This window comes from Pseudomonas rhodesiae, assembly GCF_007858255.1.
In the GTDB taxonomy this organism is placed as follows: domain Bacteria; phylum Pseudomonadota; class Gammaproteobacteria; order Pseudomonadales; family Pseudomonadaceae; genus Aquipseudomonas; species Aquipseudomonas rhodesiae.
Map to the genome: position 1 here is coordinate 38731 of NZ_VFEU01000011.1, position 24590 is coordinate 63320.

Annotated in this window: 20 protein-coding genes, 4 tRNA genes and 1 riboswitch; of the genes, 13 read left to right on the top strand and 11 right to left on the bottom strand. The window is 60.8% G+C overall.

Annotated elements, in window-relative coordinates; genetic code table 11:
- From FIV35_RS17080 to FIV35_RS17115, 8 genes are all read right to left on the bottom strand, one after another.
- The gene (locus tag FIV35_RS17080) at positions 1 to 504 is read right to left on the bottom strand and encodes a GNAT family N-acetyltransferase (RefSeq protein WP_034136851.1); all 504 of its coding nucleotides are present in this window, start codon (positions 502 to 504) and stop codon (positions 1 to 3) included.
- Positions 505 to 618: 114 nt separating this feature from the next.
- Positions 619 to 1383 carry an ABC transporter ATP-binding protein gene (locus FIV35_RS17085; protein ID WP_034136852.1) on the bottom strand — a complete coding sequence of 255 codons (765 nt, stop codon included), beginning with the start codon at positions 1381 to 1383 and terminating at the stop codon, positions 619 to 621.
- On the bottom strand, positions 1380 to 2396 hold the full coding sequence (locus FIV35_RS17090; protein WP_034136853.1) for a FecCD family ABC transporter permease: 1017 nt from the start codon (positions 2394 to 2396) through the stop codon (positions 1380 to 1382). The genes FIV35_RS17085 and FIV35_RS17090 overlap by 4 nt, the downstream gene beginning before the upstream one ends.
- Positions 2393 to 3403: an ABC transporter substrate-binding protein gene (locus tag FIV35_RS17095; RefSeq protein ID WP_034136854.1), complete on the bottom strand. Its 1011-nt coding sequence runs from the start codon at positions 3401 to 3403 to the stop codon at positions 2393 to 2395. Before FIV35_RS17095 ends, FIV35_RS17090 begins: the two co-directional genes overlap by 4 nt.
- 118 nt (positions 3404 to 3521) lie before the next feature.
- A riboswitch (cobalamin riboswitch) is annotated at positions 3522 to 3714 on the bottom strand.
- Positions 3715 to 3750: 36 nt separating this feature from the next.
- Complete coding sequence (locus tag FIV35_RS17100) at positions 3751 to 4680, bottom strand: DNA/RNA non-specific endonuclease (RefSeq protein WP_034136856.1); 930 nt, start codon at positions 4678 to 4680, stop codon at positions 3751 to 3753.
- Positions 4681 to 4776: 96 nt separating this feature from the next.
- The gene (locus FIV35_RS17105; RefSeq protein ID WP_034099201.1) at positions 4777 to 5139 is read right to left on the bottom strand and encodes a response regulator; all 363 of its coding nucleotides are present in this window, start codon (positions 5137 to 5139) and stop codon (positions 4777 to 4779) included.
- Between the two features lie 23 nt (positions 5140 to 5162).
- Positions 5163 to 6605: an ATPase domain-containing protein gene (locus FIV35_RS17110; protein WP_034099199.1), complete on the bottom strand. Its 1443-nt coding sequence runs from the start codon at positions 6603 to 6605 to the stop codon at positions 5163 to 5165.
- A 73-nt stretch (positions 6606 to 6678) separates the two neighbouring features.
- On the bottom strand, positions 6679 to 8070 hold the full coding sequence (locus tag FIV35_RS17115; RefSeq protein WP_034136857.1) for an aldehyde dehydrogenase family protein: 1392 nt from the start codon (positions 8068 to 8070) through the stop codon (positions 6679 to 6681).
- A gap of 103 nt (positions 8071 to 8173) precedes the next feature.
- Here FIV35_RS17115 and ptrR point away from each other — a divergent pair, with 103 nt between their 5' ends.
- Positions 8174 to 9046: a putrescine utilization regulator PtrR gene (gene ptrR / locus FIV35_RS17120; RefSeq protein WP_034099848.1), complete on the top strand. Its 873-nt coding sequence runs from the start codon at positions 8174 to 8176 to the stop codon at positions 9044 to 9046.
- 48 nt (positions 9047 to 9094) lie between these two features.
- On the opposite strand, the gene FIV35_RS17125 is transcribed toward ptrR, so the two are convergent.
- Complete coding sequence (locus FIV35_RS17125) at positions 9095 to 9307, bottom strand: hypothetical protein (RefSeq protein WP_034136858.1); 213 nt, start codon at positions 9305 to 9307, stop codon at positions 9095 to 9097.
- A 97-nt stretch (positions 9308 to 9404) separates the two neighbouring features.
- Positions 9405 to 10601 carry an amino acid aminotransferase gene (locus FIV35_RS17130; RefSeq protein WP_034114449.1) on the bottom strand — a complete coding sequence of 399 codons (1197 nt, stop codon included), beginning with the start codon at positions 10599 to 10601 and terminating at the stop codon, positions 9405 to 9407.
- 343 nt (positions 10602 to 10944) lie between these two features.
- On the opposite strand from FIV35_RS17130, the gene uvrB reads away from it, so the two are divergent.
- The 12 genes from uvrB (at position 10945) to FIV35_RS17190 (ending at position 21274) form a co-directional block, all read left to right on the top strand.
- The gene (uvrB, locus tag FIV35_RS17135; protein WP_034099192.1) at positions 10945 to 12960 is read left to right on the top strand and encodes an excinuclease ABC subunit UvrB; all 2016 of its coding nucleotides are present in this window, start codon (positions 10945 to 10947) and stop codon (positions 12958 to 12960) included.
- Positions 12961 to 13148: 188 nt separating this feature from the next.
- Positions 13149 to 14630, top strand: a complete 1482-nt coding sequence (gene gltX / locus FIV35_RS17140) for a glutamate--tRNA ligase (RefSeq protein WP_034114447.1) — start codon at positions 13149 to 13151, stop codon at positions 14628 to 14630.
- Between the two features lie 147 nt (positions 14631 to 14777).
- Positions 14778 to 14853: transfer RNA gene (locus tag FIV35_RS17145), tRNA-Ala, on the top strand.
- A gap of 78 nt (positions 14854 to 14931) precedes the next feature.
- Positions 14932 to 15007: transfer RNA gene (locus tag FIV35_RS17150), tRNA-Glu, on the top strand.
- A gap of 50 nt (positions 15008 to 15057) precedes the next feature.
- A tRNA-Ala gene (locus FIV35_RS17155) sits at positions 15058 to 15133 on the top strand.
- A gap of 78 nt (positions 15134 to 15211) precedes the next feature.
- Positions 15212 to 15287: transfer RNA gene (locus FIV35_RS17160), tRNA-Glu, on the top strand.
- A gap of 182 nt (positions 15288 to 15469) precedes the next feature.
- Positions 15470 to 16009 carry a TetR/AcrR family transcriptional regulator gene (locus FIV35_RS17165; RefSeq protein WP_034099190.1) on the top strand — a complete coding sequence of 180 codons (540 nt, stop codon included), beginning with the start codon at positions 15470 to 15472 and terminating at the stop codon, positions 16007 to 16009.
- 13 nt (positions 16010 to 16022) lie between these two features.
- Positions 16023 to 16856 (top strand): alpha/beta hydrolase, encoded by an 834-nt coding sequence (locus tag FIV35_RS17170; protein WP_034136860.1) that lies wholly within the window; start codon positions 16023 to 16025, stop codon positions 16854 to 16856.
- 41 nt (positions 16857 to 16897) lie between these two features.
- Positions 16898 to 17332 (top strand): acyl-CoA thioesterase, encoded by a 435-nt coding sequence (locus tag FIV35_RS17175; RefSeq protein WP_034099188.1) that lies wholly within the window; start codon positions 16898 to 16900, stop codon positions 17330 to 17332.
- Positions 17333 to 17387: 55 nt separating this feature from the next.
- Positions 17388 to 18353, top strand: coding sequence for a tRNA dihydrouridine synthase (locus FIV35_RS17180; protein WP_034136861.1), 966 nt, complete (start codon positions 17388 to 17390; stop codon positions 18351 to 18353).
- A 536-nt stretch (positions 18354 to 18889) separates the two neighbouring features.
- Positions 18890 to 20242 (top strand): hypothetical protein, encoded by a 1353-nt coding sequence (locus tag FIV35_RS17185; RefSeq protein ID WP_146375022.1) that lies wholly within the window; start codon positions 18890 to 18892, stop codon positions 20240 to 20242.
- A gap of 87 nt (positions 20243 to 20329) precedes the next feature.
- Positions 20330 to 21274 carry a hypothetical protein gene (locus tag FIV35_RS17190; RefSeq protein WP_167418240.1) on the top strand — a complete coding sequence of 315 codons (945 nt, stop codon included), beginning with the start codon at positions 20330 to 20332 and terminating at the stop codon, positions 21272 to 21274.
- A 34-nt stretch (positions 21275 to 21308) separates the two neighbouring features.
- Here FIV35_RS17190 and FIV35_RS17195 read toward each other — a convergent pair whose 3' ends face one another.
- A complete protein-coding gene (locus FIV35_RS17195; protein WP_034136862.1) occupies positions 21309 to 24587 on the bottom strand; it encodes a sensor domain-containing protein in 3279 nt (1092 codons plus the stop codon).
- Positions 24588 to 24590: the final 3 nt, after the last annotated feature.

Genomic DNA, 24590 nt, shown 5'->3' on the forward strand with positions numbered 1-24590 from the left:
TCACAACTGCCGTTGCATATGAGTGGTCTGCCAGACCGGGTCTGACTCGATATCCACCACTTCAAAGCCCTGACGTCTCCAGAAATCAATCGCCCCCGGTAGAAACGGGTGAGTGTGCAGGTACATCATCTGCACTTCATCGGCTCGGGCCTGTGCCTCTAGCGCCCGATACAGCCTGCTTGCCAGGCCAAAGCCACGGAACGCCGGCAGCACGTACAGGCGCACCACTTCCACGGTGTTCAGGCCTTGGTAGTTCAACTGGGGAAAACGCCCGTCGTAGGGGAGATAGCCGATAGCGGCAACGATCGCACCGGCGTTACGCACGATCATGAATTGACCTCCACCCTGAAGGTACGTTGCTTCGAAACTCGCTAGATCGGCGGGTAGACCGGCGGCGCTGAGGGACGGGAACAACTCGGCGCGGGCCAGCAGTACGAAGGTTAGTACGTCGGGGATGTCGGCGGCGGTTATCGCTGTTGGTGTAAGTGTGAGTGCCGGCAGCATCGTGGTGCTTTTATCAAGTTTCACAGGGTGCCCTTGACTGGTTGAGCTGAAATAGAGAACTGGAAAATTACTCGTCTACGCAGGCTGAATCCGCCCCACGCCCTGGCTGTTTGATCAGTTGGGCCGTAACCGCAGTATCTGCGCCCCATCGAACGGGTCGGTCAGGTAGTGCGCCTGCACGCCGAAGGTGTCTTGCAGGCGTTGCGGGGTGAGCACCTCCAGCGGTTTGCCCAGTGCTACCAGGCGCCCGCGATCCAGCACGGCGAGGCGGTCGCAGGTCAGGGCCTGGTTGAGGTCATGCAGGGCGATCAGGGTGGTCACCGGTAGCGCTTGAACGCCTTTAAGGATCGCCAGTTGGTGCTGGATGTCCAGGTGATTGGTCGGTTCGTCCAGCAGCAGGATCCGGGGCCGTTGCGCCAGGGCGCGGGCGATGTGTACGCGTTGGCGTTCACCGCCGGAAAGGCTGCGCCAGGCGCGCTGGCTCAGGTGCGTAGCGTCCACGTCGACGAGGGCCTGGCGCACGATGGCGTCGTCCTCGGCGCACCATGGACTCAGCGCCGACAGCCAGGGCGTGCGCCCCAGGGCCACGGCGTCGAACACGCGGATGGCGTCGTCGGTGTCGGCCTGTTGTTCCACCACCGCCAGTTGCTGGGCGATGGCGCGGCGCGACAGGTCGTGCAGGCGCTGCTCGCCCAAGCGCACTTCGCCGCTGGCCGGCGGGCGCAGGCCGGCGAGCAGCTTGAGCAAGGTGGATTTGCCCGAGCCGTTCGGGCCGACGATGCCCAGGGTTTCCCCCTGGGCCACCTGCAGATCGATCCCGCGCAGTAGCTCGGCGTCGCGCACTTTGAAGCCCAGGTTGGTGCAGCTCAACACCGTCATCGCGCGTTTCTCCGGCCGATCAGGATCAGCGCAAACACCGGCGCGCCCACCAGCGCCGTGACCACGCCGACTGGAATCACCTGGCCCTTGATCAAAGTGCGCGACAGCACATCGGCGGCGATCAGAAACAGCGCGCCGCCCAACGCACTGGCCGGCAGCAGGCGCGAGTGCCCGGTGCCCAGCAACAGGCGTACGGCGTGGGGGATCACCAGGCCGACAAAACCGATGGAGCCCACAATCGACACCATCACCGCCGTGACCAACGCCGCGCAGCCCACCAGCACGACCTGCACTCGCCGCACTGGGATGCCCAGGGATGCCGCTGAGTCGCTGCCGAAGGTAAACGCATCCAGCGCACGACGGTGCCACAGGCATACCGCCAACCCCAACAGCGCCACCGGCACCGCCAGCCACACCGATGGCCAGCGCACGCCGCTGAGGTTGCCCAGCAGCCAGAACAGAATGCCGCGCGCCTGTTCGGAGCTGGCCGACTTGGTGATCAGGTAGGCGGTGAGGGCGTTGAACAACTGCGAGCCGGCAATGCCCGCCAGGATGATCTGGCCGGTGCCGCTGGACGAACCGCTGGCCCGCGCGAGCAGGATCACCAGGGCAAACGCCGCCATCGCGCCGACGAATGCGCCGGCCGACAGCGACACCAGCCCGCCGCCCACGCCCATCAGCGCCACCAGCACCGCGCCGGTCGACGCGCCGGCGCTGATGCCCAGCAAATACGGATCGGCCAGCGGATTGCGCAGCAGCGATTGCAGGATCACCCCACAAGTGGCCAGCCCGGCACCGCAGGCGGCGGCGACCAGGGCGCGAGTCAGGCGGTAGTTCCACACCACGCCCTCGTCGATGGGGTCGAGCACATAACCGGCGTGCCATAGTTTGTTGGCGAGCACCTGCAACACCACCTGGGGTTCGATGGCGGTTTCGCCGATGGCCACCCCGGCGAGTACGGCAGCGAGCAGCAGCGCCAGGGCGAGGAAGGTGCGTAGCAGACTGGCGGTCATTGCGGCAGGTCGTAGCCGTCGATGGCGCTGGCCAGTTGTTCCAGGCCATCGAAGGTGCGCACGCTGGCCTGCAAGGCCAGGGCGTCGAGGATGATGATGCGGTTATGTTTGACCGCGTCCATGTTGCGCGTGACCGGGTCGCTGCGCAGGAAAGCGAGTTTCTTTTCGTGGTCGTCGGCGGGGTAGCGGCGGCGGTCCATGCGGGCGATTACCAGAAAGGTCGGGTTGGCCTTGGCGATGGTTTCCCAGCCGACGGCCGGCCACTCTTCGTCGGACTGCACCACGTTGCGCAGGCCGAGGGTTTCCAGCATGAACTCGGGCACGCCTTTATGGCCGGCCACGTACGGGTCGCTGGCCATCTCGGAACTGGAGAACCACACCAGCGCACTGGCCTGCTTGAGACCCTTGCCCTGCGCCGTGGCGACGGCCTTGGCCAGGCGCGCCTTGAGGCTGTCGTTCAGCTGTTGGCCGCGATCCTGGACGTCGAAAATGGCTGCCAGTTGGCTGATGCTTTTGTAGATGGTGTCGATGCGAAACGGCTCCAGCCGCGTGCCGTCGGCGCCCACCAGGTTGTCCTTGCCTTCGCAATCGGAGGGCAGCAGGTAAGTGGGGATGTTCAGCTCATGAAACTGCTCGCGAGTGCCCACCACGCCTTGGGGGCCGACCACCCATTCCAGCTCGGCGGCCACCAGTTGCGGGTGCTTGGCGATCACGGCTTCGAAGCTCGGCTCGTTATTGGCCAGGCGCTCGATGGTGTCGTTCTGCGCCTTGAACTGCGGCAACACCGGGTTGAACCACAGCGAGGTGCCGACCACTTTGTCGCCGACACCGAGGGTGTAAAGCATTTCGGTGGCGGTCTGGCCGATGGTCACGCTGCGCGCGGGGGCCTGGGCAAAGGTCAGCGTGCTGCCGCAGTTCTGCACCGTCAGCGGGTAGTGAGTGGGCGCGGCGTGAGCCAGGGTGGCCAGGCCGAAACTGGCGAGCAGGGCGGTAGCGCGTGGCAGCATGGGGCGTTCTCCGTGTGGACCGTACGTGCGACTGGGGAGCTACGGTCATGGAAACACGCCCTTGAACACCGCCGCCAAGGGCTGGGCAAGGAAGTCCTTCCCGGACACCCCGCCGGTTAGTGATGTTGCTGGGCCGGCAGGTCTCCTGACTGATGCGTCGTCGCCTCGCTCCAGCCTTCCCGGACGCGTCCAGTGGCAGTGGGGAGCAGGCTCGGCACCTACAGTTGCGGGGGCAGTTCCGATTGGCGCGGCGTACCGCGCTTCGGATTCCCTATTAGTCCCGTTCGGGAACCGGCGCGGTATGGTAGTCGATCAGGGCGAGGCGATATAGCCCGAAGAACGCCCGGTCATAGACGAATGTCTTGCGGGCCCCGGATGAGTGCCTCAATCCGCGTGCCCGTAGCGCGCTCTTCGTTGCTGAAGCCGTCGTAGTCAGCCAGGTTGGCGAAGCGGATGCCGGTCAGTTGTTCAATTTGAAGCACGCTGCGCCGGTAGGTCCTGAGCGGGCCGAAGATCAGGTCAAGCTGCCCCAGCTCGCGGCTTTGGTCGATCATGTAGGCACTGGCCGAGGGCTTGCCGTCATCGCCCAGGTAAGCCACCACTTTCCAGAATGCCTTGGGGATTTTCACGCCACGGTACACGCGGTCGTCATCGGCAAACACCGGGCCGCTGAACACGGTGGCGCGGGCTTGCCAGCGTTGGGTGTTGTCCAGGATGTAGTCTTCCAGCTCCAGCCAGGTCTTCTGGTTGAACCCGCTCATTTGCGGCGAACAGTTGGTGAAATGGAAGGTATCGACATTGGCGGTGGCGGCCTGCTCGCCCCAGTTGGGGTCTTGGCGCCGTACCAGGTGGCCGCGGTCCAGGCCATTGTTGGTGTAGAGCGCTTCGCCCACCTGCGCGCTGATCGGCAGGCGACCGTCGTAGGCCCAGGTGTCGTTGCTGCGGGTAATGTCTACGTGCTTGGCGCCGTCGATATTGACGCCCACGTAGAGCGCCAGTCGCCGCGAGCGCGACATCGTTATCGAAAAGTGCGTGTAGTCCAGGCGCAGTGGTTCCACATCATCCTGCAACGCCTCGTCTGTAGTGGGCCAAGGCACGACGAAGCGGCTGAGAAAATCCGTAGCGTACCCTTGGCGGTCCTGCAGATCCTTGGCGGCGGTCACCCGTGGGGTTGCTGCCCGGGCTTCCAGCAGACTCGCGCTTGGCGCGATCAGTGGGCGCAGATCGGCCAGGCGCGGGCGATGGGACAAATCGATAGGGGGATTGCGGGCTGGCATGGGGTGTTCCTCTCGGTCCTTGAATACACACCAGTGCAGCATAGGCTCATGACAATTTCAGCCTGGTCGCTATCGCCCTTGTCCAGGCGGCGCTTGTCACGTCGCCGCCAGCAGCCTTCTCACTTCGGCGACGATCAGATCGATCTTGAAGGGTTTGGCCAGCACGGCGTCAAACAAGTCCGAGCGCTCCATACCGATGTGCGCCTGCGCGCCGCTCATCAGGATGATCGGCAGGTGATTGACGCTCGGCAGGGCGCGCACCGCTTCGGCGAGCTGTTGACCGTCCATCACCGGCATCATGAAGTCGGTGATGATCAGCGACGGGCGTTCGCGCTCCAGCACGTCCAGTGCCTTGCGTCCGTTGCTCGCTGTGACGACCATGAACCCCTCATCCTCCAGCGCGAAGCCAAGGATGTCGGCGATCAGATATTCGTCATCGACGACCAGGATGGTGGTCATGTCAGTCCAACCCACACAAAGACTTAAAAAGCTGAACCAGGCAGCGCTGAATTGGACACCACTGAGGGGGCATTTCTTGAAACCTTTCTTAGATCAACGGCTTGGTCGCGGATGACCACTTCCAGAAGCGAGGGGTCATAGAAGCTGTCTCTGACCTTAAGAATGGAAAGCGTCCTTCTAAGTTCAGACTGAATCTCGAAGAAACGCATCAACATCAAGTTGTCGGCAATGCTCGACAGCTCGGATGCCGGTGAACTGACCTCGGAACCGAACAGATCGTGCATTTCCCAGGTCGCGAATACCGTGACGCCACGGGCGCGCAGTTCGTTCATCAGCGCGCTGTAGAAATCGGTGATGCGCGCCGGGTTGGTGGACACGCGGGTCATGCCGCTGAGGCTGTCGATAAACAGACGCTTGATGCCTTTTTCTTCCACCAGGCCCAGCAGACGCGCGCCCAGACCGTCGAGCAAGCCTTCGGTGGTGGGCTGCCAGGCGATGCTCAGGGCGCCGCTGTCCTGCATCTGTTGCAAGTCGATGCCGAGGGACAGGCCCTTGAGTTGCAGGCGCTGCGGGCTTTCGTAAAAGCCGAAGTGCAGACCCGGCGCGTCCACCGTGGACTCGGACAAAAACTTGAGGCCCAAAGTGGTCTTGCCGATGCCCGACGGGCCCATCACCAGGGTCACGCTGGAGCTGTGCAGGCCGCCGCCGAGAATCGCGTCCAATGAAGTGATGCCGCTGGGGATGCGGGTCAGGTCGGCGCTGTCCGGTGCGGAAGGGCGGCCATAGAGGCTTTCCAGGCGCGGGTACACCACCAGGCCGTCGTTGGTGATTTCGCATTCGTGCAGGCCGGTGAGCGCGCCGCTGCCGCGGGTCTTGCGCAATTGGATACGGCGGACCGAGCGGGTGCCGAACAGTTCTTCGCCCATTTCGATCACGCCGTCGACCATGGTGTGTTCTGGGCTGCCGTCGTCCAATCGCGAGCTGGTCAGAAACAGCACGGTGCAACCGGCGAAGGCGGCATGGCCTTGCAGTTCGGAGATGAATTTTTTCGTGTCGATGGGTGAGTCAGCTTTGGAGCGCGCATTGAGCAGGCCGTCCACCACCATGACGGTAGCCTTCTGCCGACTGATTTCGCGCCGGAGCAACTTCACCACCTCGTCGAGACCTTCGTTTTCCAGGGTGTCGAAGGCGCTGACGAATTGGATTTCGGCGCCGACGCGGGAGGCATCGAAAAAGCTCAGGGTGGACAGAAACTGGAAAAGGCGGTCGTGGGATTCCGCCAGCAACGTAGCAACCAAGACACGGCCGCCGTTGCGCGCATGATGAAACCCCAACTGGTTGGCGAGGATGGTTTTACCGGAGCCGGGGCGCCCCTGAATGATATAGGACGCCCCAGACACCAGCCCTCCCTTGAGCAGAGCATCCAGCCCTTCGATTCCGCTTTGAAGGCGATTTAGCTTTTCCACAGTGCGATCCTGACCCTAAAAACATGCTGTTAAGCCGAGTGGACAGGATGCTAACGCCATTTGTTCAATGGGGCTACTTGCGATCCAGCCACACCGTCTGCGCATTGCAGAACTCTCGTACGCCAAAGTGCGACAACTCGCGGCCGAACCCGCTCTTTTTCACACCGCCAAAAGCGACGCGCGGATCGGAAACGCTGAACGCATTGACGAAGATACCGCCAGTCTCCAGTTGGTCGGCGATCTGGCGTGCCTTGGCCGAATCTTCGGTGAAAATGCTGGCGGTGAGGCCGAACTCGCTGTCATTGGCCAGGGTCACGGCGTGGTCGGCATCGCGGGCAGTGATGATCGAGGCTACCGGGCCAAACAGTTCTTGTTTGAAGGAGGTCATCTGGTCGGTGACATCCGCCAGGACCGTCGGCTGATAATAGTTGCCGGCCCCCTCGACCTTGTCGCCGCCCAGCAGCAGGGTGGCGCCTTCATTCAGGGTCGCCTGGACTTGCCCATGCAGTTCGTCGCGCAGGTCGAAGCGCGCCATCGGGCCGACGTAAGTGCTGTCGGCGGTCGGGTCGCCCATGATCAGGGCGCGAGTGGCTTCGACGAACTTCGCGGTGAAGGCTTGTGCCACTCCTTCCTCAATGATCAGGCGCTTGGCGGCGGCGCAGACCTGGCCGCTGTTCTGGAAGCGGCCGATGACGGCGGCCTGCACGGCGGCGTCGAGGTCGGCGTCGTTGAGCACGATAAACGGGTCGGAGCCGCCCAGTTCCAGCACACATTTTTTCAGCGCGGCGCCGGCCTGTGAGCCGATGGCGATGCCGGCTCGCACACTGCCGGTGAGGGTGACGGCGGCGATGCGTGGGTCAGCGATGGCGTTGGACACGCCATCCTGGGTCACGTTGAGCACTTCGAACAGGCCATCAGGGAAACCGGCGTGCTGGAACGCTGCTTTGATCAGGTACGCACAGCCCATCACATTCGGCGCGTGCTTGAGCACGTAGGTATTGCCAGCGAGCAAAGTCGGCACGGCACCGCGCAGCACCTGCCAGACCGGGAAGTTCCACGGCATCACGGCGAGGATCGGCCCCAGCGGGCGGTATTCGATGTGGGCCGTGCCGTTGTCCACCAAGGTCGGTTCCGGCGCGAGCATGGCCGGGCCGTGGGCGGCGTACCACTCGCTGAGTTGGGCGCATTTTTCGATTTCGGCACGGGCCTGGGCAATGGGTTTGCCCATTTCCAGGGTGATCATCTGCGCCATGGCTTCGGCCTGCTCGCGCAGCACGGTGGCCAGGGCCAGCAGCAGCTCGGCACGCTGGCCGACCGGCTGGCGACGCCAGGTGCGGAACGCCTGGGTAGCGCGATCAAGCGCCGCGTCCAGTTGCGATGCGGTTTCGTAAGGGTAGCTGTCGACGGTTTCGCCGCTGGCCGGGTTGATCGAGAGGGCGTGGGTCTGGGAAGTGATTGCGTTCATGGCGCCGTCCTGCTGAATGGGAGGAATGGGTTCAGCGTACGGGGCTGGCTCTTTTCTGAGAACTGAATAATATTAAGCAATACGTTCACGAATGGAGAATGACTTGGATCTGGTGCAGTTGGAAATCTTCAAGGCCGTGGCCGAGCAGGGCAGCATCAGTGCCGCGGCACAGCTGATCCATCGGGTGCCGTCGAACCTGACCACGCGCATCAAGCAGTTGGAGCAGGACCTGGGCGTCGAGTTGTTTATTCGCGAGAAGAGCCGTTTGCGCTTGTCGCCAGCTGGGTGGAATTTCCTCGGCTATGCGCGGCGCATTCTCGATCTGGTGCAAGAGGCCCGCGCCACGGTGGCGGGAGAGGAGCCCCAGGGCGCGTTCGCCCTGGGCTCGCTGGAAAGCACGGCGGCGGTGCGCATCCCGGCCTTGCTGGCGGCCTATAACCAGAAGCACGCCAAGGTCGAGTTGGACCTGAGCACCGGGCCATCGGGCACCATGATCGAAGGTGTGCTGTCGGGGCGCCTGACGGCCGCGTTTGTCGACGGGCCGGTGCTGCACTCGACCCTGGAAGGTGTGGCGGTGTTCGAGGAAGAGATGGTGGTGATCGCGCCGCTGCACCACGCGCCGATCACCCGAGGGCAAGACGTGAATGGCGAGAACATCTATACGTTCCGCTCCAATTGCTCTTACCGGCATCACTTTGAGCGCTGGTTTTCCCAGGATGGCGCGGTGCCGGGAAAAATCTTCGAAATCGAGTCGTACCACGGTATGTTGGCGTGCGTCAGTGCGGGCGCCGGGCTGGCGTTGATGCCGCGCAGCATGCTGGAAAGCATGCCGGGGTCGGCGGCGGTGAGTGTTTGGCCACTGGCCGATACCTTCCGCTTATTGAATACCTGGCTGATCTGGCGGCGTGGCACGGTGTCGCAGAGTTTGAACAGCTTTGTGAAGCTGCTGGAGGAGGGCGGCCTGGTTGCCGCCTGAGTTATCGATAGGGGAGTGGATTTGCCCTCTCCCACATGTTGGTCTTCATCAGCCGCCGAACTGGAAGGTGCCTATGGCCAATTTCGCCATGATCGCCGTTGCCCCCAGTTGCACCAGCCACAGTGCCAAACCACCGAGGAACACACCGAGCGCTACTTGCAGCACCAGGCTTTTTTCACGCTTGGGGTGGTGGATGGTACGCGGGGGGAAGGGGTCCATGTCGTCGGGGTCGGCGCGCAGGTCCAAGTCATCGTTTCGCATAGGGCTCTCACAGCAAAGGGGCGGTGGGGTTCAGTCTAGGGGCTGGATACGAAAAAGGGGAAGCCATCGGCTTCCCCTCCTTATGCAACCAGCAGGTTTACAGGACCTGAACGATTGCCTTTGTGACCGCATCGATGTTGGCCTGGTTCAACGCTGCCACGCAGATCCGCCCGGTATCCAACGCATAAATACCGAACTCGGTGCGCAGGCGGGTGACTTGCTCAACGGTCAGGCCGGAGTAGGAGAACATCCCGCGCTGGCGGCCGACAAAGCTGAAGTCGTGGCCCGGTGCAGCCTTGGCCAGTTCTGCGACCATCTGCTCACGCATGCCACGGATGCGCAGGCGCATTTCGGCCAGTTCGGCTTCCCACTGAGCACGCAGCTCCGGGTTGTTGAGTACCGCCGCGACGATGGCCGCGCCGTGGGTCGGTGGGTTGGAGTAGTTGGTGCGGATCACACGCTTGACCTGGGACAGGATGCGCGCGCTTTCTTCCTTGGATTCGCTGACGATCGACAGCGCGCCTACGCGCTCGCCATACAGCGAGAACGATTTGGAGAACGAGCTGGACACAAAGAAGGTCAGGCCCGACTCGGCGAACAGGCGCACGGCGGCGGCGTCTTCGTCGATGCCATCGCCAAAGCCTTGATAGGCCATGTCGAGGAACGGCACCAGGTTTTTGGCCTTGACCACGTCCAGGACTTTTTGCCAGTCGGCCGGGCTCAGGTCGACGCCGGTCGGGTTGTGACAGCAGGCGTGCAGCACCACGATGGACTGCGGCGGCAGGGCGTTGAGGTCTTCGAACAGGCCGGCACGGTTTACGTCGTGGGTGGCGGCATCGTAGTAGCGATAGTTCTGCACCGGGAAACCGGCGGTTTCGAACAGCGCGCGGTGGTTTTCCCAGCTCGGGTCGCTGATGGCCACCACGGCGTCAGGCAGCAGCTGCTTGAGGAAGTCTGCGCCGATCTTCAGCGCGCCGGTGCCGCCAACGGCTTGCACGGTGACCACCCGCTCAGCGCTGAGCAATGGCGATGCTTGACCGAACAGCAGGGTCTGCACGGCCTTGTCGTAGGCGGCGATACCATCGATCGGCAAGTACCCGCGAGCGGCATGTTGCGCCACGCGAATGGCTTCCGCTTCGGCAACGGCACGCAAGAGTGGAATCTTCCCCTCCTCGTTGCAGTAAACGCCTACGCCAAGGTTGACCTTGGTGGTTCGGGTGTCGGCGTTGAATGCTTCGTTGAGGCCCAGGATTGGATCGCGTGGTGCCATTTCGACAGCGGAGAACAGGCTCATTTTTGCGGCAGCTCTATGGGGGGTAGGAGGGACGTGTCGCGCTCCAGCCGAATGCACTAGAGCGGTGCACAAACGGGGAGCTAGTATAGAGGCCATCATCGCCGAGGGCGACCACCGAAACGGCTTTTCGGCCAAGTTTTTCGGTTTATTTACCGACCGTTAGTCATATTGCAACCTTGATCGAAAACCCAGGGTCAGACGATTGCCTTGAAAGCCGTCACATTCGCCTCCACTTGTATGGCTATCATGATTATTTCCTACGGTCCGCTCTGTATTTTCGCGGGTGGTGGTCTATTTCTTCCCCGACCGCTTTACAGTCTGGGGTGACTTCAAGAGGTACGTTATGTCGGATTTCCAACTAGTCACCCGCTTCGAACCCGCCGGCGATCAGCCCGAGGCCATTCGCCAGATGGTCGAAGGCATTGAAGCCGGCCTGGCCCACCAGACGCTGCTCGGGGTGACCGGTTCAGGCAAGACTTTCAGCATCGCCAACGTCATCGCCCAGGTGAACCGCCCGACCCTGGTGCTGGCGCCGAATAAAACCCTGGCCGCGCAGTTGTATGGCGAGTTCAAGGCGTTTTTTCCGAACAACGCGGTGGAGTACTTCGTTTCCTACTACGACTACTACCAGCCCGAAGCCTACGTGCCGTCCTCCGATACCTTTATCGAGAAGGACGCCTCGATCAACGACCATATCGAGCAGATGCGCCTGTCCGCCACCAAGGCGCTGCTGGAGCGCAAGGACGCAATCATCGTTACCACGGTGTCGTGCATCTACGGCTTGGGCAGCCCGGAAACCTATCTGAAGATGGTGCTGCACGTCGATCGCGGCGACAAACTCGACCAGCGCGAGTTGCTGCGTCGTTTGGCGAGCCTGCAATACACCCGCAACGACATGGACTTCGCCCGGGCCACCTTCCGCGTGCGCGGCGATGTGATTGATATTTACCCGGCCGAATCGGACCTGGAAGCGATCCGCATCGAGCTGTTCGACGATGAAGTCGAGAGCCTCTCGGCGTTCGATCCGTTGACCGGCGAGGTAATCCGCAAACTGCCGCGCTTCACCTTCTATCCGAAAAGCCACTACGTGACGCCCCGCGAAACCCTGATGGGCGCGATTGAGGGCATCAAAGTCGAGTTGGCCGAACGCCTGGAATACCTGCGCGCCAACAATAAGCTGGTGGAAGCCCAGCGCCTAGAACAGCGCACCCGCTTCGATCTGGAGATGATCCTGGAGCTGGGTTACTGCAACGGCATCGAAAACTACTCGCGCTACCTCTCGGGCCGCGAGTCCGGCGCGCCGCCGCCGACCCTCTACGACTACCTGCCGCCGGATGCGCTGCTGGTGATCGATGAATCCCACGTCAGCGTGCCGCAGGTGGGCGCGATGTATAAGGGCGACCGTTCGCGCAAGGAAACCCTGGTGGAATACGGTTTCCGCCTGCCGTCGGCGCTGGATAACCGGCCGATGCGCTTTGACGAGTGGGAGGCCATCAGCCCGCAGACGATTTTTGTCTCGGCAACGCCTGGCAACTACGAAGCCGAGCATGCCGGGCGGGTGATCGAGCAGTTGGTGCGTCCCACCGGCCTGGTGGACCCGGAAATCGAAATCCGCCCGGCGCTGACCCAGGTCGACGACCTGCTGTCGGAAATCAACAAGCGCGTGGCCCTGGAAGAGCGGGTGCTGGTTACCACCCTGACCAAGCGCATGTCTGAAGACTTGACCGACTACCTGGCCGACCACGGCGTGCGCGTGCGCTACCTGCACTCGGACATCGACACCGTGGAGCGCGTGGAGATCATCCGCGATCTGCGCCTGGGCACCTTTGATGTGCTGGTGGGCATCAACCTGCTGCGCGAAGGCCTGGACATGCCGGAAGTGTCGTTGGTGGCGATCCTGGATGCAGATAAAGAAGGCTTCCTGCGCTCCGAGCGTTCGCTGATCCAGACCATCGGCCGCGCGGCGCGTAACCTCAATGGTCGTGCGATTTTGTACGCGGACCGCATCACCGGTTCCATGGAGCGGGCGATCGGCGAGACCGAGCGTCGTCGCGACAAGCAAATTGCCTTCAACCTGGAACATGGCATCACGCCCAAAGGTGTGTTCAAGGACGTTGCCGACATCATGGAAGGCGCCACCGTGCCCGGCTCGCGCAGCAAGAAGCGCAAGGGCATGGCCAAGGCCGCGGAGGAGAGTGCCAAGTACGAAAACGAACTGCGCTCGCCGAGTGAAATCACCAAGCGGATTCGGCAGTTGGAAGAGAAGATGTACCAGTTGGCGCGCGACCTGGAGTTTGAAGCGGCGGCGCAGACGCGTGACGAGATTGGCAAGTTGCGTGAGCGATTGCTGGCGGTTTGATCTGCGCTGAATTGACTGGCCTTATCGGGGGCAAGCCCCCTCCCACAGTTGAAATGTGTTTACAGATCCAAGTGTGGGAGGGGGCTTGCCCCCGATAGCCGCGCCGCGGTTTTCCAGAAAACCCCCTGGGCTGTTACCATTCGCCCCTTGTTTCAATTTTCAGTTATATCGCCCATTCGAGACCTGCCATGACCACCGTCCGCACGCGCATCGCGCCATCGCCCACTGGGGATCCCCACGTCGGTACCGCTTACATCGCCTTGTTCAACTACTGCTTCGCCAAGCAGCACGGCGGTGAATTCATTCTGCGGATCGAAGACACCGATCAACTGCGCTCCACCCGCGAGTCGGAGCAGCAGATTTTCGATGCGCTGCGCTGGTTGGGCATTACCTGGGCCGAAGGCCCGGACGTGGGCGGCCCACACGGCCCGTATCGCCAGAGCGAGCGCAGCGACATCTACAAGCAGTACACCCAGCAACTGGTCGACATGGGGCATGCGTTCCCATGCTTCTGCACCGCCGAAGAACTCGACCAGATGCGCGCCGAACAACAGGCCCGGGGCGAAACCCCGCGCTACGACGGTCGCGCGCTGTTGCTATCCAAAGAAGAAGTGGCACGCCGCCTGGCTGCCGGCGAACCCCATGTGATCCGCATGAAGGTGCCGAGCGAAGGCGTGTGTGTGGTGCCGGACATGCTGCGCGGTGACGTCGAGATCCCGTGGGACCGCATGGACATGCAGGTGCTGATGAAGACCGACGGCCTGCCCACGTACTTCCTGGCCAACGTGGTCGACGACCACCTGATGGGCATCACCCATGTGCTGCGCGGCGAAGAATGGCTGCCGTCGGCGCCGAAGCTGATCCTGCTCTACGAGTACTTCGGCTGGGAGCAGCCGCAACTGTGCTACATGCCGCTGTTGCGTAACCCGGACAAGAGCAAGCTGTCCAAACGCAAGAACCCGACTTCGGTGACCTTCTACGAGCGCATGGGCTTTATGCCCGAAGCGATGCTCAATTACCTGGGCCGCATGGGTTGGTCGATGCCGGACGAGCGCGAGAAGTTCTCGCTGCAGGAGATGGTCGACAACTTCGACTTGTCCCGTGTGTCGCTGGGTGGGCCGATCTTCGATATCGAGAAGCTGTCGTGGCTCAACGGTCAATGGCTGCGCGACTTGCCTGTGGAAGAATTCGCCAGCCGTGTGCAGCAGTGGGCGTTGAACCCTGAATACATGATGAAGATCGCGCCGCTGGTGCAGGGCAGGGTGGAGACCTTCAGCCAGGTCGCGCCATTGGCCAGTTTCTTCTTTGCGGGGGGCGTGAACCCGGATCCGAAGCTGTTTGAATCCAAGAAGCTCTCGGGTGATCAGGTTCGCCAGTTGATGCAGTTGATCCTGTGGAAACTGGAAAGCCTGCGTCAGTGGGAGAAGGACGCCATCACCGCGACGATTCAGGCGGTGGTCGAGTCCCTGGAGTTGAAACTGCGCGACGCCATGCCGCTGATGTTCGCGGCGATCACCGGGCAGGCCAGTTCGGTGTCGGTGCTTGATGCGATGGAAATTCTCGGCCCTGACCTGACGCGTTTCCGTCTGCGCCAAGCGCTTGATTTGCTGGGTGGTGTATCCAAGAAAGAAAACAAAGAGTGGGAAAAGCTGCTGGGCACTATCGCTTAAGCACGCGGTTGTAACGACGAAACCCCGGTTTTCCGGGGTTTCGTCGGTAAGTGATTGTTATCCCGGCAAAAAATTTTGGAAATTGTTGAAAATAAATTTGACACGTTTCCAAACCGCCATTAAGATTCGCCCCGTCCTCACCGATGAGGGGCTATAGCTCAGCTGGGAGAGCGCTTGCATGGCATGCAAGAGGTCAACGGTTCGATCCCGTTTAGCTCCACCAATTTGCAGGTTCAAGGTCTGGCCACACCGTCCTTGAATCGATCAGAACTCAGCTCTGATCCGTTGTACAGAAGGTTTTGTCCCCTTCGTCTAGTGGCCTAGGACACCGCCCTTTCACGGCGGTAACAGGGGTTCGAGTCCCCTAGGGGACGCCAGTTTCAACAAGCAGCTCGCAAGGTCTGCTGCGCCGCGAGGCGAAAAATCCGGGGCTATAGCTCAGCTGGGAGAGCGCTTGCATGGCATGCAAGAGGTCAACGGTTCGATCCCGTTTAGCTCCACCAATTTACAGGTTCAAGGTTCCGGCCACACCGTCCTTGGATCGATCAGTCTCAGCCTGATCAGTTGTATAGAAGGTTTGTGTCCCCTTCGTCTAGTGGCCTAGGACACCGCCCTTTCACGGCGGTAACAGGGGTTCGAGTCCCCTAGGGGACGCCACGATTACCCGCTCTGCGGGATTTTTAAGGGTCATTCAATTATTGAATGGCCCTTTTGTTTGTCTGGCGTTTGGCCCATTCCCCCTTCTCTTTCTTCGTGTCGTTCTGACCAGTGGTCATGCGCGTCGCTTGCGGAATATTATTATGATAATAATATTCAACCCATGAACCACGGAGGCAACGATGAGCGACAAAAAAGCGCAAACCCGCGAACGCATTCTGCAGGCTGCCAGCGCTGCGTTGATCCAGCGTGGCCCGGCTGAGCCTAGCGTCGGTGAAGTCATGGGCGCGGCGGGGCTGACCGTGGGTGGCTTCTACGCACACTTTGAAAGCAAGGACGCGCTGATGCTGGAGGCATTCAGTCAGTTGCTGGCTCAGCGCCGCGCGTCCATCAATGACCTAGACGAGCAGATCACCGGCGAAGAGCGCCGCGCCCTGGCGGCGGCGTTTTATCTGTCGCGCAAACACCGCGACTCAACCTCTCAGGCGTGCCCGCTACCCGCCACAGTCGGGGAGATGGGGCGCTTGCCAGAGGCGTTCCGCCAGGTGCTCAGCGAGCATGTTGAATTGATGGCGGCACAGTTGGCGACGTGCCCGGAAGACATCGACAAAGCCCTGGCGGACATGGCGTTGATGGTGGGTGGACTGACCCTGGCGCGTGCGCTCGGGCCGGGTGAATTGTCGGATCGGGTGATGCGCGCGGCCAAGTCGGCGGTGCGTTAAAAAGGAGCGGGTTATGGGTGCGTTAACCTGGGTGCGAGGTGTCAACGGTACATTGGGGTACGTGGCGCCGCGAACGGTGGCCAACAGAATGCGGCGTGTGTTCATGACCCCGCGCGAGTTGCCGCCCCGTGATTGGGAGTTGCCGCTGCTGGCGCAGGCGCAGCGTGTCACGTTGCGTTTCGGTTTGTCGGCGCTGCGCTGGGGCGAAGGGCCCGCCGTGCTGCTGATGCACGGCTGGGAAGGCCGGCCAACCCAATTCGCCAGCCTCATCAATGCACTGATCGACAACGGCTACTCCGTGATCGCGCTGGACGGCCCGGCCCATGGCCATTCGCCGGGGCGTGAAGCCCATGTGCTGCTGTTTGCCCGAGCCATGTTGGAGGCGGCCGCCGAGTTGCCGCCGCTGCACGCGGTTATCGGCCATTCCATGGCCGGGGCGAGTGCCATGCTCGCCGTGCAATTGGGATTGCGCACCAACGCGTTGGTAAGCATTGCTGCGCCGTCGCGCTTTCTGGATGTGCTGCGCGGCTTTACCCGTATGGTGGGCCTGCCGACGCGGGCGCGGCTGGCATTTATCCAAGAGGTCGAGCTGACATTTGGCATGCCGCTCAAACATCTGGATGTCGCTCACTACGATATGGCTATTCCCGGGCTGATCGTGCACGCCGAGGACGATACGTTTGTGCCCGTCAAGGCCGCCAAGGCCATTCACGAGGCCTGGTTCGACAGCCGCTTGCTGCAACTGGAGCAGGGTGGGCATCAGAAAGTACTGGCCGATCCACGGGTGATCGACGGTGTGCTGACGTTGTTGGCCGGCGCTCGGTTACAGGAGCGACAAAGCGCCTGATACACTGCTGCCCCCTGACATTAATCGACCGGGAGCAGCGCATGGGCTGGGATTTGGCAACGCCGTTTATCATCGACCTGCAGGTCGCCCCTGAAGACATTGACGGTCTGGGGCACGCCAACAACGCAGTGTATGTCGCCTGGCTCGAACGCTGCGCCTGGCGCCATTCGCAGCGCTTGGGGTTGGACCTTGCCGAGTACCGTCGATTGGATCGTGCCATGGCGGTGGTGCGTCATGAAATCGACTACCTGGCGGCCGGGTACGAAGGCGATGAGTTGCAGTTGGCCACTTGGATCGTCGATTGGGATCAGCGTCTGAAGATGACCCGCCGTTTCCAACTGGTCCGCCCCCGGGATGGCGCCACCTTGCTGCGGGCGCACACCACATTCGTCTGCATTGAGCTGTCCAGCGGCAAGCCCAAGCGCATGCCGGCGGAGTTTCTCGATGGCTATGGCCCTGCCCTGACAGGGGGTTAACGGTTGCAGCGGGAAACCCAGTAAACTGCGCCACGATTTTTCTTGAGTGTTTTCCATGCAAATTGCTTTGGCGCCCATGGAGGGGCTGGTCGATAACATCCTGCGTGACGTGCTGACCCGCGTCGGTGGGATTGACTGGTGCGTGACCGAATTCATCCGCGTCAACGACCGCCTGCTCACCCCAGCCTATTTCCATAAGCTCGCGCCTGAACTGCTGCACGGTGCCCACACCGCTGCGGGTGTGCCATTGCGTGTGCAATTGCTCGGCTCCGATCCGGTTTGCCTGGCGGAAAACGCCGCGCTGGCCTGTGAGCTGGGCTCTGAAGTGATCGACTTGAACTTCGGCTGTCCAGCCAAGACCGTCAATAAATCGCGCGGCGGTGCCGTGCTGCTCAAGGAACCAGAGCTGCTTAACCAGATTGTCGAGCATGTGCGCCGCGCGGTGCCGACGCATATCCCGGTGACTGCCAAGATGCGCCTGGGCTTCGACAGCCCCGACGGTGCATTGGTGTGCGCCACGGCCTTGGCCGAGGGCGGCGCCGCCCACATCGTGGTGCATGCTCGTACCAAAACCGATGGCTACAAGCCGCCCGCGCATTGGGAGTGGATTCCTCGTGTGCAGGAGGTGGTCAAGGTTCCGGTGTTTGCCAACGGCGATATCTGGAGTGTTGAAGACTGGCGGCGTTGTCGCGAAGTCAGCGGCGCCGAAGACATCATGCTCGGCCGTGGCTTGGTGGCGCGTCCTGATCTCGCGCGGCAAATCGCGGCTGCTCGTGCAGGTGAAGACGTGGTGGAAATGTCCTGGGCCCAACTGCAACCGCTGCTGCAGGATTTCTGGGTGCAATGCGTGGCGCAATTGACCGAGCGCCAGGCGCCGGGTCGCCTGAAACAGTGGCTGGCGATGTTGACGCGTAACTACCCTGAAGCGGTGGCGTTGTTTGCCGCCTTGCGGCGTGAGACATCGCTGGAGCAAGTCAGTCGTTTGCTCGGCGCGCCCCACCCTCCGGTTTATCAACCCTGACGGGGGAGTGGGTCGGCGGCATGGCGTGAATGGCTGCATGTTTTAAGGAAATGCTCCGTATCGAAAGATGCGGGGCATTTTTTGTTTATGGGCAGCATTAGTGATGCGGCGTCAAGTGAGATGTATTTTTTATATTTAACCAAGCTGATGTATCGCCGGGTGTCTTTTTATTTAAGTTCATACACATGTGTCAGTTTGTCTTGATTTGTTTCTTGCGAGGCTGTTAGCAGAATCAATTACTGGGCGGTATCCGGAATTATTTCGCTGAGTTGCGCGCGCGTCGATTTATTAATTTGTATTTCCGTTAATGCTTTCGCTTGGCGGCTTGATTCGCGGACTTCCGATAAAAGCCATGGGGTATTATCTGAAAATTCGGTTTGGTTTCCTTATATGAAATGCGATTCGAGGAACCCGACAGCGTTATTTTCCACGAAAGTAGGGACTGTGAAGCAGCTTTGTTGCTTACTGGTCAATAAGACTAATTGCTTTCCTGTTCCTATAGCGGAGTCAGGTTGCGTTAATTGAGGAATTTATGAATGTCTCTAACGATCAATAATCCTACTTTTGTAAAACCTGATACATCGATTCTCGATCAACCGTCGTCCAAGCCGACGAGCGCTGATGCTAAATCCACCCCGCCTAGTAGCACTTCCCGTTCCGATGTTTCGACGGCGCGCTTTGAAAATTCTAGCGTTAAAAATAACGAGTTGATGTTCAGCGCGGGTGCACTCTCCAAGATGTTTGACATGATCGAACAGTTCTTTAGGTCTATGCGGGAAGTGTTTGTTGGGCGAAATAATGCGCCTGATCTTATGTCTGGTTTGAAGCATTCGCCGGGTCTTACGCCGGACGTCACCAAAGCGCCTGTGAAGCCGGATGCCGCTGACCAACCGGCGACGCCAGGTGCAGATAAGCGAATGGTTAAGCCGGATATGGAAAAGCAATCGGTAAAGCCGGATATGGAAAAGCAATCGGTAAAACCAGATATGGAAAAGCAATCGGTGAAGCCGGATGCTGCCGACCCATCCGTGACACCAGGCTTGGATAAGCGTCGGGTAACCCCTCAGACAACGGACCTCTCCGGTAAGGCTGACGCAGAGAAGTCGATGGTTTTAGCGGACGCCCGCAACACCCCAAAACCGGTGATGCCGCAAGTGCCCCGGCCTGAGGTCGCAGTGACCAACGATGCAAAGGCGAACGTACAGGTGAATGTCAACGTCAGCCATTGTCACTGCCCCGACCACGGCGTATTGCCTGATAGTGGGATCAGGCCAAGGGTTATCCCAGACGTGCGCGTTGGGCCCAATCCCGATGTAACGCCTGGCGTAACGCCAAAACCCGTGCCGAGAGTCAAGCCTGAGGTGAAACCGGACACGAAGCCAGACGTGAAGTTGGAAGTGAAACCGGACACGAAGCCGGCGGTGAAGTTGGATGTGAAACCGGACACGAATCCGGCCGTGAAGTTGGATGTGAAACCGGACACGAATCCGCCGGTGAAGTTGGATGTGAAACCGGACACGAATCCGGCCGTGAAGTTGGATGTGAAACCGGACACGAATCCGGCCGTGAAGTTGGATGTGAAACCGGACACGAATCCGCCGGTGAAGTTGGATGTGAAACCGGACACGATTCCGGCCGTGAAGTTGGATGTGAAACCGGATACGAACCCTGCCGTGAAGTTGGATGTGAAACCGGACACGAATCCGGCCGTGAAGTTGGATGTGAAACCGGATACGAAACCCAACGTGACGCCACCCGTCAATCCGGACACCCTCGTCGAAGTTAAACCTGACAAAACGGAACCTGATTTGACCAGCCCTGGCCCAGCCGAAAATACATTCGATAACAGGGACTGGCGTTTTAATAGGCGGCCTGCATTCAGGCGTTGAAAACAACAGGCTAGGTTCGTTCACGTAAAACAATGACTTCTCCGGTGTCGGCTCGGTTCGGTGAGGTCATTGTTCAAGGAGTCAGTTATGCCATGTCCTTTAATTAATAATGTTGCGCGTGTGATAGATGTGCGCCAGGTCCTGGGTGTTGATACTTTCAATGCAGTGAATGAAGACGTCTCGCACGGTTCTTCCAGAAATAACATAAAGTTTGATGCGTCGCCCAGCGCCGTCGCGAATGTAAAAAATAGTGCTGTCCAAAATGCGGATGCGGTCAATTCATTGGTGGCATTATTTACTTCATTTTTTAACCAATTAATTGGCTTGATATCCAATAAAAAAGAAACAACCGTACCTGACGTTCCACGTCCCCCTGACGTACTGCCCAAGGTCGTACCTGATCCGACACCGCCCGCTCCCGGACCAGCCACTGATATCCCAGGTCTTTCAAGCAAGCGTAGTGGTGCCAAGCCGGAGAATATTTGGAGTGGTTTTCGTCAGGGCCCCGATGGCAATTGTGTCACTGTCTCGGCGATCAAGGCGGCGATGCATCGCTTCGGTCAAAGCCCAACGGATATTTATAAAGAGGTGAAAAAAACCAGTACGGGTTATCACGTGGTCATGCGGGACGGCTATGAACTGACCTTGAGCGACCAAGAGTTGAGAGAGGGCGCACAAGGCGCGAAGTTTATTGGCCCAGACAAAGGAATGCTCAAGGATGCGCAGTTTCTGTTTGCGGTGAGCGCCAAGCGTGCTCAACTGGACAATAACGACGGCACGGCGGGCAGGAGTTACCGTGCTGCGATCCACAGCTTGAACAACGGTGAGGATGAATCCATCGCGGGTGAGGGGTTTGAACGGCTTGGGTTGAAAAAGCACATGAAAAGAGTCTCCGTGCGTGAGCTCGCCCGTGGACAAATAGGCATGTGTAATCGAGCCGGGCATTCGGTGGCGGTTATCAACGGACGTGAAGAGTTGTGGGGGCGACAGGGTTCGACACCGAGGCGGGGCGTTGCAGTAGCCTTGATCTAGGGGTCGCTTACCAGCGCTGAAGGGCGGGTGTCGGCTATACCAGCAGCCGCCTGAAGCCTTCAATCGGCAGCGGACGACTGTGTAAATACCCCTGGTATAAATGGCAGCCCAGCTTTTGCAGGAACGCCAGTTGTTCAGGGGTTTCCACGCCCTCGGCAATCACCTCCAGGTTCAAGCTGCGCGCCATGGCCACAATGGCGCGGATGATTTCGGCATCGTTGGGATCGTGGGTGGCATCGCGGACAAACGATTGGTCGATTTTCAGCGCGTCCACCGGCAAGCGCTTGAGGTAAGTGAGGGATGAATAGCCGGTGCCGAAGTCATCCATCGCAAAGCTTACGCCGAGTTTTTTCAGGCGGCGCATCTTGCTGATGGTGTCGTCGAGGTTCTGGATCACGATGCCTTCGGTGATTTCCAGTTTCAGCAGGCTGCAGGGCAAGGAGTGCTGCTGCAGACTGCGCTCCACCCGCTCGACAAAATCGCTCTGGCGGAACTGCCGCGGGCTGATGTTCACACACAGGCTGAAGTCCAACGGGTCGATCTTGCCCTCCTGAAGCAATTGCCCGAACGCCGCGCAGGCCTCGTCGAGAATCCAGGTGCCGACTTCAAGGATCAAGCCACTGTCTTCCAATACCTTGATAAATTCCGCCGGCGACTGCGCGCCCAATTGCGGGTGCTGCCAGCGCACCAAGGCTTCGGCGCCGACGATACGGTTGCCGCGCGCGTCCACTTGCGGCTGGTAATGCACGCTGAACTCGCCGCGCGACAGGGCCAGGCGCAGGTCGGTTTCCATGCGCAGCCGTTCGCTGGCGGTCTTCTGCATGCTGTTGTGGAACATTTGCGTGGTATTGCGCCCCGAGTCCTTGGCGCGGTACAGCGCGATGTCGGCGCGCTTGAGCAGGTCGGCCGGGGTCGAACCGTGGTCGGGGATCAGCGCCACGCCGATGCTGGGAGTGACTTGCAGGCGGTGACCGTCTAAAAACATTGGCTCCGAGAGCAACTCACGCAGGGTATTGGCCAGGTTCTGAACCTGATGGCTGACTTCGTTGCGTGAGCCTTCCAGACCGCTAAGCAACACCACGAACTCATCGCCGCCCAGGCGCGCCACGGTGTCTTCCATGCGCACGCTGGCTTCAAGCCGCGCGGTGACGATTTTCAACACGGTGTCGCCCACCGGGTGGCCGAGGGAATCGTTGATGTGCTTGAAATGGTCCAGGTCCAGAAACAACAGCGCCCCGCGCAGGTTATGGCGCTTGAGCAATGCAATCTGCTGGCTCAGACGATCCATCAGCAACGCGCGGTTGGGCAGGTTGGTCAGTGGGTCGTGATAGGCCAGGTGGCGGATCTGCGCCTGGGCGTTTTTCAGCAGGCTCACATCCCGCGCCGTCAGCAGCAGGCACGGGGTTTCATTCAGCGTAATAGGCTCCACCGAGACTTCCACTGCCAGTAATTCGCCGCGTTTGTTGTGCCAGAGCATCTCCAGATGATGGATGCGACCCTTGATCTGCAGCTCGGCCAGCAGCGCCGAGCGTTGTTTGTCGTCGGCCCAGATGCCGATCTGGTAGAGGGTCAGACCGATGGCCTCTTCAGCACGGTAGCCGGTCAAGCGGCAGAAACCATCGTTGACTTCTACATACCGGCCGGTGTCGCGTTCGGTGATCGAGATAGCGTCCGGGCTGGAATGGAACGCCTTGGCGAACTTTTCTTCGCTGGCCTTCAACGCCGCCTCCGAGCGTTGTTGCTGGGTGATATCGCGCAAGGTTGTGACAATGCATGGTTGCTCCCCCACTTTGATCAGGCGGCTGGAAATTACACAGGTGAGGCTGCGGCCGTCTTTGTGATGGGCCACCACCGCCACATTGTTCAGCGCTTGCTCGCGGATTACTCGCTCGATGCGCTCAAGGCGCTGGCTCGAATCGTTCCATAGGCCGATTTCATCGGCGCTTCTGCCGATCACCTCGGCGACGCTCCAGCCGAAGGTCTGGGTAAACGCCGGGTTGATCTCGATGAACGCGCCGCTATCCAGGCCGGTGACGCAGATTGGGTCGGGGCTGGCCTGGAACAGACTGGCGAATTTCTCTTCGGAGGCGCTCAGGCGCTGTTCCCGTTCGACCTGGTCAGTGATGTCCAGCAAGGTGCCCGCCATGCGCAACGGCGCGCCCTGGGCGTCGCGGTACAGGCGGGCGCGGCTTTCCAAGTAGCGTGAGGAGCCGTCTTCCATCGGCACGCGGTAGGTCAGCTGATAGTTGCCGGCCGGGCCTTCGCGCAGGGTGCGGTAGGCATGGCGCATATTTTCGCGCTCTTCATCGGGCATGCCTTCGAAAAACGCATCGAAGGACTCGTGGAACGGCTCCGGCGGCAGGCCATGCAGTTGGGCGGCGCGGGCCGAGCCGTAGAGCATGCCGCTGGGGATGTGCCAATCCCAGGTGCCCAATTGCGCGGAATCAAGGGCCAGGTCGAGACGCTCCTGGCTGTCCTTGAGGGCGTCCTCGGCCATTTTGCGTTCGGTGGTGTCGAGGAACGTGCTGATCAGGTAGGCCTCACCGTCCAGTTCGACCTTCTGGGCGCTGAGCGTGCCGTCGTGGATCTGGCCGTTACTGGCGCAGAACTGCACTTCCATGGTGATCGGTTCGCCCTTGCGCTGGGTGGCTTTGACCAGTTGCGCGCGCTGTTCGGGATGGCGCCACAGGCCCAGGTCCAGGGTGGTGCGGCCAATCGCATCGGCCAGGGGCCAGCCGAACAGCATTTCGAAATACTGGTTGGCCTCGCTGATCAAACCGTCGGCCTGGCGGGTCAGCAGCACCATGTTCGGGCACAGGTGGAACAGCGTGGCGAAGCGCTTTTCGGAGTGGCTGAGGGCGTGCTCCCGTTCGCGCTGCTCGGTGATCTCGCGGATCACCCCGATCATGCGGCCCCGTCCGGTGCTGTCCGGCACCACACTGCCGTTGATCTCCAGCCAATGAAAGCTGCCGTCGGGCCACTGGATGCGGTGGTGCATGGCTTGCTCGAACGGCTCGCCGGCCAAGACGGCGTGGAAGGCGCGCACCACCCGGGAGCGATCGGCGGGATCCAGCAGCTCCAGGTATTCCAGGTCCTTGGGCAGTGGCTGGCGCGGGTCGAAGCCGAACAGCGCCTGGGTGCCCCGTGACCAACTGATGCGCCCGCTGTCGATTTCCCAGCACCATGCGCCCAGGCGCGCGGCATTGAGCGCCGCCAGCAACTGCGGGGCGCTCTCCCAGCTTTGCTCCGCCTCACGCGGGTCGAGGGCGTAGATGCGGGGCAGCGGTGGCATGGAATCGACGGGGGTGCGCATTAT

What these genes read in the sequence shown, in the direction of transcription:
- FIV35_RS17080 (WP_034136851.1), bottom strand. Translation starts at nt 504, where the DNA reads ATGCTGCCGGCACTCACACTTACACCAACAGCGATAACCGCCGCCGAC.
- FIV35_RS17085 (WP_034136852.1), bottom strand. Translation starts at nt 1,383, where the DNA reads ATGACGGTGTTGAGCTGCACCAACCTGGGCTTCAAAGTGCGCGACGCC.
- FIV35_RS17090 (WP_034136853.1), bottom strand. Translation starts at nt 2,396, where the DNA reads ATGACCGCCAGTCTGCTACGCACCTTCCTCGCCCTGGCGCTGCTGCTC.
- FIV35_RS17095 (WP_034136854.1), bottom strand. Translation starts at nt 3,403, where the DNA reads ATGCTGCCACGCGCTACCGCCCTGCTCGCCAGTTTCGGCCTGGCCACC.
- FIV35_RS17100 (WP_034136856.1), bottom strand. Translation starts at nt 4,680, where the DNA reads ATGCCAGCCCGCAATCCCCCTATCGATTTGTCCCATCGCCCGCGCCTG.
- FIV35_RS17105 (WP_034099201.1), bottom strand. Translation starts at nt 5,139, where the DNA reads ATGACCACCATCCTGGTCGTCGATGACGAATATCTGATCGCCGACATC.
- FIV35_RS17115 (WP_034136857.1), bottom strand. Translation starts at nt 8,070, where the DNA reads ATGAACGCAATCACTTCCCAGACCCACGCCCTCTCGATCAACCCGGCC.
- FIV35_RS17125 (WP_034136858.1), bottom strand. Translation starts at nt 9,307, where the DNA reads ATGCGAAACGATGACTTGGACCTGCGCGCCGACCCCGACGACATGGAC.
- FIV35_RS17130 (WP_034114449.1), bottom strand. Translation starts at nt 10,601, where the DNA reads ATGAGCCTGTTCTCCGCTGTCGAAATGGCACCACGCGATCCAATCCTG.
- uvrB (WP_034099192.1), top strand. Translation starts at nt 10,945, where the DNA reads ATGTCGGATTTCCAACTAGTCACCCGCTTCGAACCCGCCGGCGATCAG.
- gltX (WP_034114447.1), top strand. Translation starts at nt 13,149, where the DNA reads ATGACCACCGTCCGCACGCGCATCGCGCCATCGCCCACTGGGGATCCC.
- FIV35_RS17165 (WP_034099190.1), top strand. Translation starts at nt 15,470, where the DNA reads ATGAGCGACAAAAAAGCGCAAACCCGCGAACGCATTCTGCAGGCTGCC.
- FIV35_RS17170 (WP_034136860.1), top strand. Translation starts at nt 16,023, where the DNA reads ATGGGTGCGTTAACCTGGGTGCGAGGTGTCAACGGTACATTGGGGTAC.
- FIV35_RS17175 (WP_034099188.1), top strand. Translation starts at nt 16,898, where the DNA reads ATGGGCTGGGATTTGGCAACGCCGTTTATCATCGACCTGCAGGTCGCC.
- FIV35_RS17180 (WP_034136861.1), top strand. Translation starts at nt 17,388, where the DNA reads ATGCAAATTGCTTTGGCGCCCATGGAGGGGCTGGTCGATAACATCCTG.
- FIV35_RS17185 (WP_146375022.1), top strand. Translation starts at nt 18,890, where the DNA reads ATGTCTCTAACGATCAATAATCCTACTTTTGTAAAACCTGATACATCG.
- FIV35_RS17190 (WP_167418240.1), top strand. Translation starts at nt 20,330, where the DNA reads ATGCCATGTCCTTTAATTAATAATGTTGCGCGTGTGATAGATGTGCGC.
- FIV35_RS17195 (WP_034136862.1), bottom strand. Translation starts at nt 24,587, where the DNA reads ATGCGCACCCCCGTCGATTCCATGCCACCGCTGCCCCGCATCTACGCC.